Origin of the sequence: Streptomyces sp. DH41, assembly GCF_029813785.1 — a bacterium.
Lineage (GTDB): Bacteria > Actinomycetota > Actinomycetes > Streptomycetales > Streptomycetaceae > Streptomyces.
Genome location: NZ_JARVKY010000016.1, coordinates 13,434 through 27,198, shown reverse-complemented (window position 1 = coordinate 27,198; position 13,765 = coordinate 13,434). Strand labels below are relative to the sequence as shown.

Genomic DNA, 13,765 nt, shown 5'->3' with positions numbered 1-13,765 from the left:
CGCGGGCACGTCGCCCTGTTGCCCGGCGCGGACACGGACGCGGACGCGGACCCGCACAGGCCGCCGCAGGCACCCGCAGGCACCCGCAGGCACCCGCGGACACCACCGCCGGAGGCCCGCCGCTATCCCACACGTCATGTCCCCGTAACCATCGATTCAGACAGCCTTGCGACGCTCACCGAATGAAACCGACCGTGCCACCCGGAGCAGAGCATTCCGCGCCTTCCGACGCGCCTGTCCTGCGCGTGGCGCGGAAGAATGGGTTCATGAGGCAGCCGAACACCCAGGCAGAGGTCCAGCACACGCAGCCCTCCGTGGGCTCCATCGCCGCGCACCGCCCGCACACGGTGGCCGCCACGGTCTCCGACCTGGAACCCGACATCGACGCCGACCTCGACGGGTACGAGGAGTCGGAGGAGTCCCAGGCCGGCGGCGCCCAGCTCCCGCAGGGCCGCTTCCTGGACCGCGAACGCAGCTGGCTCGCCTTCAACGAGCGCGTGCTCGAACTCGCCGAGGACCCGAACACGCCCCTCCTCGAGCGGGCCAACTTCCTCGCGATCTTCGCCAGCAACCTGGACGAGTTCTTCATGGTCCGCGTCGCCGGCCTCAAGCGCCGTATCGCGACCGGCGTCGCCACCCGCTCCGCCTCCGGCCTCCAGCCCCGAGAGGTCCTGGAGATGATCTGGGCCCGCTCCCGCGAGCTGATGGCCCGGCACGCCGCCTGCTTCCACGAGGACGTCCTCCCGGCCCTCGCCGAGGAGGGCGTCCACCTGGTCCGCTGGAGCGAACTGGCGGAGAAGGAGCAGGCCCGCCTCTTCACCCTCTTCCGGCACCAGATCTTCCCGGTTCTCACCCCCCTCGCGGTCGACCCGGCGCACCCCTTCCCGTACATCTCGGGCCTCTCCCTCAACCTCGCGGTCGTCGTCCGCAACCCGGTGACCGGCCACCGGCACTTCGCACGCGTCAAGGTCCCCCCGCTGCTCTCCCGGTTCCTGGAAGCTGCCCCGGGCCGTTACGTCCCCATCGAGGACGTCATCGCCGCCCACCTCGAGGAGCTCTTCCCCGGTATGGAGGTCCTGGAGCACCACGCCTTCCGCCTCACCCGCAACGAGGACCTGGAGGTGGAGGAGGACGACGCCGAGAACCTCCTCCAGGCACTCGAGAAGGAGCTCATGCGGCGCCGCTTCGGCCCGCCCGTACGCCTGGAGGTCGAGGAGTCCGTCGACCGCGAGGTCCTGGACCTCCTCGTGCGCGAGCTGAAGATCGGCGAGGCCGAGGTCTACCCGCTCCCCGGCCCCCTCGACCTCACCGGCCTCTTCCGCATCGCCGGCCTCGACCGGCCCGAGCTGAAGTACCCGAAGTTCGTCGCCGGCACCCACCGTGACCTGGCCGAGGTCGAGTCCGCGTCCGCGCCGGACATCTTCGCGGCCCTCCGCAGCCGCGACGTACTCCTCCACCACCCGTACGACTCCTTCTCGACCTCCGTCCAGGCCTTCCTGGAGCAGGCCGCCGCCGACCCCGACGTCCTCGCGATCAAGCAGACGCTGTACCGGACGTCCGGCGACTCCCCGATAGTCGACGCGCTCATCGACGCGGCCGAGTCCGGCAAGCAGGTCCTCGTACTGGTCGAGATCAAGGCCCGCTTCGACGAGCACGCGAACATCAAGTGGGCCCGCAAGCTGGAGGAGTCCGGCTGCCACGTCGTCTACGGGCTGGTCGGCCTGAAGACCCACTGCAAGCTGTCGCTCGTCGTCCGCCAGGAGGGCGAGACGCTGCGCCGCTACAGCCACGTCGGCACGGGCAACTACCACCCGAAGACGGCCCGCCTCTACGAGGACCTGGGCCTGCTCACCGCGGACCCGCAGGTCGGCGCGGACCTCTCCGACCTGTTCAACCGCCTCTCCGGCTACTCCCGCCGCGAGACCTACCGCCGCCTCCTCGTCGCCCCCAAGTCCCTGCGCGACGGCCTGGTGTCGCGGATCCACAAGGAGATCCAGCACCACCGCGCCGGCCGCCCCGCCTACGTCCGCATCAAGGTCAACTCGATGGTCGACGAGGCCGTGATCGACGCGTGCTACCGCGCGTCCCAGGCCGGTGTCCCGGTCGACGTGTGGGTACGCGGCATCTGCGCGCTGCGCCCGGGGGTGACGGGGCTGTCGGAGAACATCCGGGTCCGTTCGGTCCTCGGCCGCTTCCTCGAACACTCGCGTGTCTTCGCCTACGGCAACGGCGGCGAGGCGGAGGTCTGGTTCGGCAGCGCCGACATGATGCACCGCAACCTCGACCGCCGGATAGAGGCCCTGGTCCGGGTCACCGACCCGGCCCACCGGGCAGCCCTCAGCCGGATGCTGGAGACCGGTATGTCCGACAGCACCGCTTCCTGGCACCTCGGCCCGGACGGCGAGTGGACCCGGCACGCGACGGACGCGGACGGCCAGCCCCTGCGCAACGTCCAGGAGATGCTCATAGACGCCCGGAGGCGCCGGCGTGGCACAGCGACACCTTGAACCGACGGACCACCCCACGGCGGGCGCCCGGCCGCCGGCACCCCCGGACGGGGACGCCCTGGCGAGCTATCTGCGAGCCCAGGCCACGGAGTTCCTCCGCGCCCTGCGCCTGCACCGGGAGTCGGGAGCGGGGGCAGGCGCGGGAGCGGGCGCCGGCGGGAACGGCGCGCACGGCCCGGACCGGGCCGCCCCGCCCGTCGGCCACGTCGACGCGGCCCGTGCCCTGCGCCGGGCGGCCCGCCGCCTCAGCGCCACCCTGCACACCTTCCAGCCGCTGCTGGACCCCGACTGGGCGGAGGGCCTGCGCCCCGAGCTGGCCTGGCTGTCCGGCACGCTGGCGCTGGAGCACGCGTACACGTCCCGCCTGGAACGTCTGCTCCAGGCACTGCACCGGCTGTCGGGCTCGTCGGCGTTCCCGGCCCGGCAGTCGGCGGGCCGCACCGCCGCCGTGTCCGTCACCGTGCCCGCCACCCGCCCGGCGCCCCCGGACCGCGGCAACCTCACCGTGGGCGCGGCCAAGGCGGGCGCCCTGCTCGACCGTCAGTTGACCCTGGCCCGCACCCGGGCGCACTCCACCGCCCTCCAGGCGCTGGGCAGCAGCCGCTTCCACGCGGTCGCCGACAAGGTCGCCTTACTGGCCAGCGAGGTGCCGCTGAGGACCTCCGGCCCCGCCACCGCCTCGCCCCCCGGCCTCCGCCTCCTGGCAGCCGCCGCGGAGGACCGCCTCACCGACGCCGTGGCCGCGCTCCCCCTGGTCACCGCGGGGAACCCGTACAACGCGGAGGCGCTGATCCACGGCCTCTCCCCGGACCCGGTCCCGCATCCCCAGGACGCCCCGTGGCACCAGGTCCGCCTGCTGCTGCGCCTGCACCGGTACGCGCTCGAAGTACTGACCGCCGAGCACGCGGAAACCACGCAAGACACGCCTGCCGCGCCAGGCACGGCAGGCACGGCAGGCACGGCAGACGCCCATCAGGCCGATGACCTCGATGACCTCGATGGCCGCGATGACCCCGATGCACCCGATGCCGCCCTGGGCTCCGTGGACGTGCGCCTCCTGGCCGCCGACGAGGCCCTGAACCGTCACCGCGACGCCTCGGAGGCCGCCGCGGCCGCGGCCCAGGCCGCCCGTACGCCGCGCATCGCCCCGGCGACGGCGTACGCGCTCGGCGTGCTCCACGCCGACCAGCGGCATGAGGTGGAGGCGGCGAGGTACGCGTTCCAGCACAGCTGGCGCAAGGAACCCATCAGGCTGCCGTAGGAGTCGCCGTAGTTCCGCCGCGTGCCCGCCACAGGACAGGAGGCGCAAGCACACCGTGAGCCCCGCCGAGGACGCCACCGCCTCCACCTCCCCCACGGTCCACGCGGCGGGCTGCGTCCTGTGGCGCCGCGCCCCCCGCTCCGCCGGCCTGGAACTCTGCCTCGTCCACCGCCCGAAGTACGACGACTGGTCGCACCCGAAGGGCAAGCTGCGGCCCGGTGAGGACCCGCTCGCGGGCGCCCTGCGCGAGGTCGCGGAGGAGACGGGGTACGCCGCCGCGCCGGGCGCCGAGCTGCCCACCGTGCGCTACGTCGCGCACGGCCGCCCCAAGGAGGTCCGGTACTGGGCGGCGGCGGCCACCACCGGCGCTTTCACGCCGTCCGACGAGGTGGACCGCATCCTGTGGCTGGAGCCGGCGGCGGCCCGCGCCCGCCTCACCCGGCCCCTGGACCGGCCCCTCGTCGACGCCCTGCTCGCGGCGCACCCGCCCGGAACCACTCCGTGTCCTTGACGTAAGCGTTCCGTGACCTCACCGCACCGTCCACAGGGGTTCACCCCGCGTTCATTTACGCCCATCGGCGCCTTCACCTGTTCTGCCTACTTTCGGCCTTACGCGATACGAGTCGCACCTCGAAAAGGCGTCCGTATCACCCAGTCTTGATCAATCGCACTCATCGTCTTCATCGCCACTCCTCGCACGCCGCCGGATTCAGGACGGCGGCTCCTGGAAGGAACTCCCTCAGTGAAGCTTCAGCGCATGAACCGGCGGGCCCTCGCTCTCGGTGCTCTCGCCGTCTCCGGCGCCCTGGCCCTCACGGCGTGCGGCTCGGACGACACCGGCGGCAAGAGCAACGGCGGTGACGCCAGCGCCGCCGCCAACAGCAACATCAAGTGCGACGACGCCAAGGGCCAGATCCAGGCCTCCGGCTCCTCCGCCCAGAAGAACGCGATCGACGCCTGGGTGGCGCAGTACGCCGCGGCCTGCAAGGACGTACAGCTCAACTACAACCCGACCGGTTCCGGCGCGGGCATCACCGCGTTCCTCCAGGGCCAGACCGCCTTCGCCGGCTCGGACTCGGCGCTGAAGCCCGACGAGATCGCGAAGTCCAAGGAAGTCTGCAAGGACGGCCAGGCCATCGACCTGCCGATGGTCGGCGGCCCGATCGCCGTGGGCTTCAACGTCCCCGGCGTCGACACGCTGGTCCTGGACGCCCCGACGCTCGCCCAGATCTTCGACAGCAAGATCACCAACTGGAACGACGAGGCGATCGCCAAGCTCAACCCCGAGGCGAAGCTGCCCGACCTCAAGATCCAGGCCTTCCACCGCTCGGACGAGTCCGGCACCACGGACAACTTCACCAAGTACCTGAAGGCCGCCGCGCCGCAGGACTGGAAGTACGAGGGCGGCAAGTCCTGGGAGGCCAAGGGCGGCCAGTCCGCGCAGGGCTCCTCCGGCCTCGCCCAGCAGGTGAAGCAGACCTCGGGCGCCATCTCGTACTTCGAGCTGTCGTACGCCAAGGACGGCGTGAAGACCGTCGACATCAAGACCGAGGCGGCCGAGCCCGTCAAGGCCACCGTCGACAACGCCACCGCCGCCATCGGCGCGGCCAAGGTCGTCGGCACCGGCAAGGACCTCGCGCTGGAGCTGGACTACACGCCGGCGGCCGACGGTGCCTACCCGCTCGTCCTCGTGACGTACGAGATCGTCTGCGACAAGGGCAACAAGGCGGAGAGCCTGCCCGCCGCCAAGTCCTTCCTGAACTACATCGCCTCGGAGGACGGCCAGGGCCTGCTGAAGGACGCCGGCTACGCCCCGATGCCCACCGAGATCATCACCAAGGTCCGCGAGACCATCTCGGGCCTGAGCTGACCCGAGTGCGGTCCGGCCTCCGCACGGGGGCCGGACCGCACCGTCCGGTGCACCGCCGCCAGGAGCCCCCGAGACGGACGGCTCCGCCCGAGCCGCCGCGTACGACGGCTCCGCAGACCGGAGAAACCCGATGGACATAACCACTGATCCCCAGAAGCCAGCACCAGCCCCCGTACCGCATCAGCCCCCGGGGGGCGGGACCAGCCGCGCCGCACGCGGCGCCACCCGCCCCGGCGACCGGATCTTCCTCGCGCTCTCCCGCGGGTCCGGCGTCCTCGTGCTGGTCATCATGGCCGCCATCGCGGCCTTCCTCACCTACCGCGCCTCGATCGCCATCAGCAAGAACGAGGCCAACTTCTTCACGTACCTCGAGTGGAACCCGACCGGCATGCCGCCGGAGTTCGGCATCGCGGTCCTGGCCTTCGGCACCATCGTGTCGTCGGTCATCGCGATGGCCGTCGCGGTCCCGATCGCGGTCGGTATCGCCCTGTTCATCACGCACTACGCGCCGCGCAGGCTGGGCGGCCTGATCGGGTACGTGATCGACCTGCTCGCCGCCGTGCCCTCGATCGTCTACGGCCTGTGGGGCGCGCTCGTCCTCGTGCCGCACATGGAGGGGCTCTTCGGCTGGCTGGACGACTACCTCGGCTGGACCGGCATCTTCGAGTGGAACGACGGCGCCCCGCGCTCGCTGTTCACCGTGGGCATCCTGCTCGCGATCATGATCCTGCCGATCATCACCAACGTCAGCCGTGAGGTCTTCCGGCAGGTCCCGCGCATGCACGAGGAGGCCGCACTGGCCCTCGGCGCCACGCGCTGGGAGGTCATCCGCATGTCGGTGCTGCCCTTCGGCCGCTCCGGCGTCATCTCCGCCTCGATGCTCGGCCTCGGCCGCGCGCTCGGCGAGACGATGGCCGTGGCGATGGTGCTCTCCTCCAGCTTCGAGATCAACCTCAGCCTGCTCGACACGGGCGGCGGCACCTTCGCCCAGAACATCGCCAGCAAGTTCAACGAGGCGAGCGAGATGGGCCGTGACGCGCTGATCGCCTCCGGTCTCGTCCTCTTCGTCATCACCCTGCTGGTCAACGGCGCGGCCCGGATGATCATCGCCCGCCGCAAGGAGTACTCGGGGGCCAACGCATGAGCAACGCAACCCTTACCCCCGAGCGCCGCAGCTCGCTGCGCGGCGCCACGCTGCCCAAGTGGTTCCTCTGGGCGGTCGCCGCCGGCTCGATCTTGGCCGGCCTGGGCATCAGCGCCGCGGCCGGGCTGAACAGCAGCATCCAGTGGGCCCTGATCGCGGCGGTCCTCTTCGTCCTGGGCACGTACGTCATCTCGGCGCGCGTCGAGGGCGGGCGGCAGGCCAAGGACCGGGTGGCGACCAGCATGGTCTGGGTCGCGTTCATCGTGGCCGTGGTCCCGCTGGCCTCCCTGGTCTGGGCGACCGTCAAGCGCGGCGTGAAGGTCCTCGACGGCTACTTCCTCACCCACTCGATGGGCGTGGTCCGGGACTCCGAGCCCGGCGGCGGTATCTACCACGCCATCCTCGGCACCCTGGAGCAGGTCGGCATCGCCGCGGTGATCTCCGTGCCCGTCGGTGTGCTGACCGCGATCTACCTGGTCGAGTACGGGCGCGGCAAGCTCGCCAAGGCCGTCACCTTCTTCGTCGACGTCATGACGGGCATCCCGTCGATCGTCGCCGGTCTGTTCATCCTCAGCACCTGGATCCTGATGCTGGACATGGGCCCGTCCGGCTTCGCCGGTTCGCTGGCCCTGGCGATCCTGATGATCCCGGTGGTCGTCCGCTCCACCGAGGAGATGCTCAAGCTCGTCCCGAACGAGCTGCGCGAGGCGTCCCTGGCGCTCGGTGTGCCGAAGTGGCGCACGATCCTGAAGGTGGTCCTGCCGACGTCGATCGGCGGCATCACCACCGGCGTCATGCTGGCCGTCGCCCGCATCACCGGCGAGACGGCCCCCGTGCTGCTGCTGGTCTGGGGCACGGACTTCATCAACGCGAACCCGTTCCAGGACGCGCAGGAATCGCTGCCGATGTACATCTATCTGCAGTACTCCAACAGTGGCGGCTCCGGCGCGGCGTACGACCGCGCGTGGGCGGCGGCTCTGACGCTCATCGCGTTCATCATGGTCCTCAACCTTCTGGCCCGCGGTATCGCCCGCTGGAAGGCCCCGAAGTGACATCTATGCGGCACAGCCGCGCGGCCGGCCGCTGACGCGGCCAAGGCGAAGACAGTCAGCGACCCGAAAGAAGCAGTGATTTCCATGGCCAAGCGCATAGATGTCAGCGGCCTCAACGCCTACTACAGCTCCTTCCTGGCCATCGAGGACATCTCGATGACCGTCGAACCCCGCTCGGTGACGGCCTTCATCGGCCCCTCCGGCTGCGGCAAGTCCACGTTCCTGCGCACGCTCAACCGCATGCACGAGGTCACGCCGGGCGGCCGGGTCGAGGGCAAGGTCATGCTCGACGACGAGAACCTGTACGGCACGGGCATCGACCCGGTGGCCGTGCGGCGCGAGGTCGGCATGGTCTTCCAGCGGCCGAACCCGTTCCCGACCATGTCGGTGTACGACAACGTCGCCGCCGGCCTGAAGCTCAACGGCAAGTTCAAGAAGTCCGAACTGGACGACGTCGTCGAGAAGTCCCTGCGCGGCGCCAACCTCTGGAACGAGGTGAAGGACCGCCTGAACAAGCCGGGCTCCGGCCTCTCCGGCGGTCAGCAGCAGCGCCTGTGCATCGCCCGCGCGATCGCGGTCGAGCCGAACGTGCTGCTCATGGACGAGCCCTGCTCCGCCCTGGACCCGATCTCGACCCTCGCCATCGAGGACCTGATCGGCGAGCTGAAGGAGCGCTTCACGATCGTCATCGTGACGCACAACATGCAGCAGGCGGCGCGTGTCTCGGACCGTACGGCGTTCTTCAACCTGGCGGCGGTCGGCCAGCCCGGCAAGCTGATCGAGATCGACGAGACGGAGCGCATCTTCTCCAACCCGTCGGTCCAGGCCACGGAGGACTACATCTCGGGCCGCTTCGGCTAGGCCCGAACCCAGTCCCCTCGCGGTGCTGCATGGCGGTGCCACCGCGAGGAGCACAAGGGCCCGCCCCCGAACCGGGGGCGGGCCCTCTTAGCTACGCAGCTGCGGGCAGTCGTGCCTCCCCCAGTGCCTGAACGGCCTGGGAGGTACCCACAGGGCGGCACGGGTGGGCGGTGGGGGCACCTCCCGCTCGAGCGAAGCCGAGAGTGGGGAAGGCACCCCGCCACGCCGGGCAGCGCACCCACCCCCGGCCCGCCCCCACGCCGGACAACCGCTACAGAAACGCCAGATTCACGACCCAGAACGACACCGCGGCCACCACCGCGGCCGCCGGCATCGTAATGAACCACCCCATGATGATGTTCCGCGCGACCCCCCACCGCACGGCATTCACCCGCTTCGTCGCCCCCACACCCATGATCGACGAGGTGATGACATGCGTCGTCGAGATCGGCGCGTGGAACAGGAACGCCGACCCGAACATGATCGACGCGCCCGTGGTCTCCGCGGCGAACCCCTGCGGCGGATCCAGCTCGATGATCTTCCGCCCGAGCGTCCGCATGATGCGCCAGCCACCCGCGTACGTCCCCGCGGACAGCATCAGCGCACAGGCGATCTTCACCCACACCGGAATGGGATCGCCGTAGTCCTCGACGTCGGCGATGACCAGCGCCATCACCACGATGCCCATCGTCTTCTGCGCGTCCTGGAGGCCGTGCCCCAGCGCCATGCCCGCCGCCGACACCGTCTGCGCGATGCGGAAGCCCCGCTTGGCCTTGTGCGGATTGGCCCGCCGGAAGATCCACATGATCGCGGTCATCACCAGATACCCGGCGAGCAGACCGATCACCGGCGACAGGAACATGGGGATGACGATCTTGTCGACGACCCCCTGCCAGTACACGGTCGTACTCCCGGCCAGCGCCGCCCCGACCATGCCGCCGAACAGCGCGTGCGAGGACGAGGAGGGCAGGCCGAAGTACCAGGTGATGAGGTTCCAGACGATCGCGCCCACGAGCGCCGCGAAGAGGATGCCCATCCCCTTCGAGCCCTCGGGGGTCTCGATCACCCCCTCGCTGACGGTCTTGGCGACCCCGGATCCCATGAACGCGCCGGCGAGGTTCATGACGGCGGCCATCGCGAGCGCCGCACGGGGCGTCAGCGCACGCGTCGACACGGACGTCGCGATCGCGTTCGCCGAGTCGTGGAAACCGTTGGTGTACGTGAAGAAGAGCGCGACCCCGATGGTCACGACCAGTGCGAAGGTGTCCATGAAGGGGTCAGGACTCCTTGACCGCGATGGTCTCCACCGTGTTCGCCACGTGCTCGAAGGCGTCGGCCGCCTCTTCCAGAACGTCCACGATCTGCTTCAGCTTCAGCACCTCGATGGCCTCGTACGAGCCGTTGAAGAGGTGGGCGAGCAGCTTGCGGTGGACCTGGTCGGCCTGGTTCTCCAGCCGGTTGACCTCGATCCAGTACTCGGTGAGGTTGTCCATGGTCCGCAGGTTCGGCATGGCCTCGGCGGTCAGCTCGGCGGCCCGCGCCAGTACCTCGATCTGCTGGTCGACGCCCTTGGGCAGCTCCTCGATGTTGTAGAGGACGACCAGGTCGACGGCCTCCTCCATGAAGTCCATGATGTCGTCGAGGGACGACGCGAGGTTGTAGATGTCCTCGCGGTCGAACGGCGTGATGAACGAGGAGTTCAGCTGGTGGAAGATCGCGTGCGTGGCGTCGTCACCCGCGTGTTCGGCGGCCCGCATACGCTCTGCGATCTCGGCCCGGGCGGATGCGTCCGCCCCGAGCAGTTCCATCAGGAGCTTGGAGCCCGTGACGATGTTGTCCGCTGAGGCGGCGAACATGTCGTAGAAGCTCGTCTCCCTGGGGGTTAGACGAAAGCGCACGTGGGGTCCTCGGGGTGCATCGGTTTCGGTCAGGCTGATGCTAGGCGCATCATCCGGCCACTGCTAACGGGCCGTCCCCCAGTGTCGCCCATCAGGCACAGTGATGAGCAGGGGGGCGACGACGGGACACTGTCAAGGCCCCTCTACCCCGCAAAGTTCGTTACCATATACCCGCCAGGGGTATATGTCCGCTATCTACCCCAAACCGTTGCCCACTCTGCTCACGATGCCCGCAATGCCCGAATACCCCCGAACCCCCGCTCTGCCCCACAACAGGAGGACGCGATGACGACCACTGAGGCCGGCGCAGGTGCGCCCTCCGCCGCCCCCACCGCGGACGCGGTGGAGACGAACGAGGTCGTGACCGACCACGACCGCGGCATCCACGGGTACCACAAGCAGAAGGACGAGCACCTCAAGCGCCTGCGCCGCATCGAGGGCCAGGTCCGCGGCCTGCAGCGGATGGTCGACGAGGACGTCTACTGCATCGACATACTCACGCAGGTGTCGGCCTCCACCAAGGCCCTGCAGTCCTTCGCCCTGCAACTCCTGGAGGAGCACCTGCGCCACTGCGTCGCCGACGCGGCCGTCAAGGGCGGCGCCGAGATCGACGCGAAGGTGGAGGAGGCGACGAAGGCGATCGCCCGCCTGCTGCGCACCTGACCCGGAACCGACGGGCCGTAGACCGTCGACCGGTGACCACCGACGGCCGATCGGTAACCGGTAACCGGCAAGCGGTGACCCGTAGCCCGTGACCGGTCACCTGCCGTCTCCTACTGCTCGGCCCCGGCCCGCCGCTCCTCGGTCACCCGCAGCACTTCGTCGATGCTCTCCAGGCTGAGCCGCTCCCGGGCGGCCGACGCCGCGATGATCAGCTCGCCGCACAGCTCGATCTCGGCGAGGGCCACGTGGTCCTGAACCGTCGTACCGCCGACCGGAGCCACGCGCGTCACCTCGTCTCTGCCGACACCGGCTTCCTAGAGTAGGGAGCGGCCTACACACCGCGCATGGCACGGAAGGGCTAGTCCTTGCCGCCCGCCCCCGCGCCCGAGCCGCCTCCGCCCGGCTCCCCGGGCTCCCCGGGCTCCCCCGGCTCCGCGGCGATCTTGCCGGCGTAGATGTCCTGGTCCTCCGGCAGCCGTACGCGGACGGCGGCGCCGAAATCGTAGAGCAGCGTCGTCGAGGTGACGGCGACGGTGCCCTCGTCCCGTCCGTTGGCGAAGCTGAAGCGGTGCCGGATCTTGCGGATACGGCCCTCGTCGTCGAGGTAGGCGTCGAACGGCACCTCGGCGGTGGCGAACCCCTCGGCCGCCGCTGCCAGCGCCTTCCTGTTGCCGTCCGAGGCGTCCCGCGCCGCCCGGGCGAGATCGGCGGTCCCCCGGTAGTGCCGTACCGGAGTCCCCGCGAGTTCCGTACGCCCCACGTACGTCGCCGTCCGCGTCCCCAGCAGCACCTCGGCGGCGGCGAACGGGTCCGTCGCCCCGCCGGTCACCAAGTTCCCGTCGGACAGTGAAGCGGTCTCCACCCGCACCCACTTGTCGTCGGGCACACCGGCTCCCCGGTTCTTCATGAACAGGGCGCCAGGTGCGAGCAGCTCGGTGATCGGCCGGTGCTCACTCGACCCCGCCGGGTCCTGGGGCAGCCGTACCTTCAGCCGCCCGAGCCGCCCCTCGAAGTCGTAGACACCCTCGCCCCGGATGGTCACCCGCGTCCCGCCGCTGGCCATCTCCATCGCGGTACGCGCCTTGGCACTCCCGGCGGCCACCAGCCGGTCGGCGGCCCGGTGCAGCACGGCGACCGGATCGCCGCCGGCGCCTCCCGCCCCCTGGACGGCGGCCCCCTGCCAGGTGCAGCCGCTCCCGGCCAGACACACACAGACCACACTGCCGGCGAGGACGACGCCACCGCCCACCGTCTTCCGCCGCCGCCGCTCCCTCTCCCATCGGATCATCGCCACCTACTCCAGCCGTCACGCCCGTTCCGGACCCCCTGCCGTACCGGTTAACGAGGGGCGGGCGACCCCGGTAACGTTGTGGGCGTGGCGCAGCAGGAAGGTCTCGAGGCCCCCCAGGACATCCCGGAACACCTCACGACGACGGTCGAACAAGGCCCCTTCTGCCTGGCCCGCTGCACCTGCGGCTGGCGAGGACCGGCCCGCAGGGCCAGAAGCCTGGCCCGTACGGACGCGGAGTCCCACGCGCCCACCTGACCTCGGGCACGCGCCGTCGGCACCCCGCGAAACGACGAAGACGCGGCCCGGCGTCCGGCGTGTCTCCCACGCCGGTACGACCGAAACCGCGTCTTCACGGGCTGCCCGAAGCCGCCGCACGCAGCGCCGGCGGGGCCGGACCCCTCAGCAACAGACAGTCATCCAGCCAGCCGGCCGGAGCTCAGGCGGCGAGATCCCGCTCGCCCGCCCCGGCACTCTCCTTGCGCGCCCCCGGAATCACGGCATCCCGCCCGGCGGCGTCGTCTCGCCCCCGCGCGCTGACCAGCCATCCCACCCGGGGCGACCGCTCGATCGCCCGGGTCAGCGGCGTCAGCAGGGCCATGGCGACCGGCGACAGCAGCAGCGCGACGGCCGTACCGAGGGCGAAACCGCCGATGACGTCCGTCGGGTAGTGCACGCCCATGTAGACGCGGATGAAGCCGCCGAACACGGCCAGCACGATCGCGACGAGCCCGAACTTCCGGTTGGCGACGAACAGGGCGACGGCCAGGGCCATGCAGAGCGTGGCGTGGTCGCTCACGAAGGAGAAGTCCTCCTTGCCCTGGACGAGGACCTCGAGCCCGTCATGCGTCTTGAACGGCCGTGGCCGCTCCACGAAACCCCGTATCGGCACGTTGACCAGTACCGCGACGCCGGCCGCGAGCGGCGCCCACGTCAGTGCCGCGACGTTCGTCGCCGCTCCCTCACCGCCGCGTCGCCGCACGGACCACCAGCACCAGAGCACCAGCAGCACGATCGCGAACAGCAGTCCGTACTCACCCACGAACTCCATGACCCGGTCGAACCAGTGCGGTGCGTCCTTGGCCAGGCCGTTGATGTCGTAGAGCAGCTCGACGTCGGGGTTCGACCCGGATTCGGCGAGTCCAGCCATGGTGCTGCGGCCCCTTCGTCATATCTTCCGGCGCACCGAGCGCACGCCTCTTCTGCCACCCCCGTGGTCGT

The 13,765-nt window shown here is 70.3% G+C and carries 14 protein-coding genes; 9 read left to right on the top strand and 5 right to left on the bottom strand.

Features of this window, described 5'->3' with window-relative positions:
• The first annotated feature begins 266 nt into the window (after window positions 1–266).
• The 7 genes from QC283_RS24375 to pstB all read left to right on the top strand — a co-directional run bounded on the left by QC283_RS24375 (window position 267) and on the right by pstB (window position 8,695).
• The gene (locus tag QC283_RS24375; protein ID WP_279563798.1) at window positions 267–2,507 is read left to right on the top strand and encodes an RNA degradosome polyphosphate kinase; all 2,241 of its coding nucleotides are present in this window, start codon (window positions 267–269) and stop codon (window positions 2,505–2,507) included.
• Window positions 2,488–3,768, top strand: coding sequence for a CHAD domain-containing protein (locus tag QC283_RS24370; RefSeq protein ID WP_279563797.1), 1,281 nt, complete (start codon window positions 2,488–2,490; stop codon window positions 3,766–3,768). Before QC283_RS24375 ends, QC283_RS24370 begins: the two co-directional genes overlap by 20 nt.
• A 55-nt stretch (window positions 3,769–3,823) precedes the next feature.
• Entirely contained in the window at window positions 3,824–4,279 is a 456-nt protein-coding gene (locus QC283_RS24365; protein ID WP_279563796.1) for an NUDIX hydrolase, read from the top strand.
• Window positions 4,280–4,510: 231 nt separating this feature from the next.
• Entirely contained in the window at window positions 4,511–5,638 is a 1,128-nt protein-coding gene (pstS, locus tag QC283_RS24360; RefSeq protein WP_279563795.1) for a phosphate ABC transporter substrate-binding protein PstS, read from the top strand.
• A gap of 130 nt (window positions 5,639–5,768) precedes the next feature.
• Window positions 5,769–6,782 (top strand): phosphate ABC transporter permease subunit PstC, encoded by a 1,014-nt coding sequence (gene pstC, locus QC283_RS24355; RefSeq protein ID WP_279563794.1) that lies wholly within the window; start codon window positions 5,769–5,771, stop codon window positions 6,780–6,782.
• Entirely contained in the window at window positions 6,779–7,834 is a 1,056-nt protein-coding gene (gene pstA / locus QC283_RS24350; RefSeq protein WP_279563793.1) for a phosphate ABC transporter permease PstA, read from the top strand. The genes pstC and pstA overlap by 4 nt, the downstream gene beginning before the upstream one ends.
• 84 nt (window positions 7,835–7,918) lie before the next feature.
• Window positions 7,919–8,695 carry a phosphate ABC transporter ATP-binding protein PstB gene (pstB, locus tag QC283_RS24345; RefSeq protein ID WP_279563792.1) on the top strand — a complete coding sequence of 259 codons (777 nt, stop codon included), beginning with the start codon at window positions 7,919–7,921 and terminating at the stop codon, window positions 8,693–8,695.
• Window positions 8,696–8,966: 271 nt separating this feature from the next.
• On the opposite strand, the gene pitH is transcribed toward pstB, so the two are convergent.
• Together pitH and QC283_RS24335 are read right to left on the bottom strand one after the other, a co-directional pair.
• Complete coding sequence (pitH, locus tag QC283_RS24340; RefSeq protein WP_279563791.1) at window positions 8,967–9,965, bottom strand: low-affinity phosphate transporter PitH; 999 nt, start codon at window positions 9,963–9,965, stop codon at window positions 8,967–8,969.
• Window positions 9,966–9,972: 7 nt separating this feature from the next.
• Window positions 9,973–10,593, bottom strand: coding sequence for a DUF47 domain-containing protein (locus QC283_RS24335; RefSeq protein WP_279563790.1), 621 nt, complete (start codon window positions 10,591–10,593; stop codon window positions 9,973–9,975).
• A gap of 285 nt (window positions 10,594–10,878) precedes the next feature.
• On the opposite strand from QC283_RS24335, the gene QC283_RS24330 reads away from it, so the two are divergent.
• Window positions 10,879–11,256 carry a metal-sensitive transcriptional regulator gene (locus QC283_RS24330; protein WP_279563789.1) on the top strand — a complete coding sequence of 126 codons (378 nt, stop codon included), beginning with the start codon at window positions 10,879–10,881 and terminating at the stop codon, window positions 11,254–11,256.
• 110 nt (window positions 11,257–11,366) lie between these two features.
• On the opposite strand, the gene QC283_RS24325 is transcribed toward QC283_RS24330, so the two are convergent.
• Both QC283_RS24325 and QC283_RS24320 read right to left on the bottom strand, forming a co-directional pair.
• Entirely contained in the window at window positions 11,367–11,546 is a 180-nt protein-coding gene (locus tag QC283_RS24325) for a hypothetical protein (protein ID WP_279563788.1), read from the bottom strand.
• 68 nt (window positions 11,547–11,614) lie between these two features.
• Window positions 11,615–12,544, bottom strand: a complete 930-nt coding sequence (locus tag QC283_RS24320; protein WP_279563787.1) for a hypothetical protein — start codon at window positions 12,542–12,544, stop codon at window positions 11,615–11,617.
• 87 nt (window positions 12,545–12,631) lie between these two features.
• Between QC283_RS24320 and QC283_RS24315 the strand changes: the two genes are divergently transcribed.
• A complete protein-coding gene (locus tag QC283_RS24315; protein ID WP_279563786.1) occupies window positions 12,632–12,802 on the top strand; it encodes a hypothetical protein in 171 nt (56 codons plus the stop codon).
• Window positions 12,803–12,983: 181 nt separating this feature from the next.
• On the opposite strand, the gene QC283_RS24310 is transcribed toward QC283_RS24315, so the two are convergent.
• Window positions 12,984–13,694: a phosphatase PAP2 family protein gene (locus QC283_RS24310; protein WP_279563785.1), complete on the bottom strand. Its 711-nt coding sequence runs from the start codon at window positions 13,692–13,694 to the stop codon at window positions 12,984–12,986.
• Window positions 13,695–13,765 lie beyond the last annotated feature (71 nt).

Coding starts and splice junctions, on each gene's coding strand:
- QC283_RS24375 (WP_279563798.1), top strand. CDS start 267: ATGAGGCAGCCGAACACCCAGGCAGAGGTCCAGCACACGCAGCCCTCC.
- pstC (WP_279563794.1), top strand. CDS start 5,769: ATGGACATAACCACTGATCCCCAGAAGCCAGCACCAGCCCCCGTACCG.
- pstA (WP_279563793.1), top strand. CDS start 6,779: ATGAGCAACGCAACCCTTACCCCCGAGCGCCGCAGCTCGCTGCGCGGC.
- pstB (WP_279563792.1), top strand. CDS start 7,919: ATGGCCAAGCGCATAGATGTCAGCGGCCTCAACGCCTACTACAGCTCC.
- pitH (WP_279563791.1), bottom strand. CDS start 9,965: ATGGACACCTTCGCACTGGTCGTGACCATCGGGGTCGCGCTCTTCTTC.
- QC283_RS24330 (WP_279563789.1), top strand. CDS start 10,879: ATGACGACCACTGAGGCCGGCGCAGGTGCGCCCTCCGCCGCCCCCACC.
- QC283_RS24320 (WP_279563787.1), bottom strand. CDS start 12,544: ATGATCCGATGGGAGAGGGAGCGGCGGCGGCGGAAGACGGTGGGCGGT.
- QC283_RS24310 (WP_279563785.1), bottom strand. CDS start 13,694: ATGGCTGGACTCGCCGAATCCGGGTCGAACCCCGACGTCGAGCTGCTC.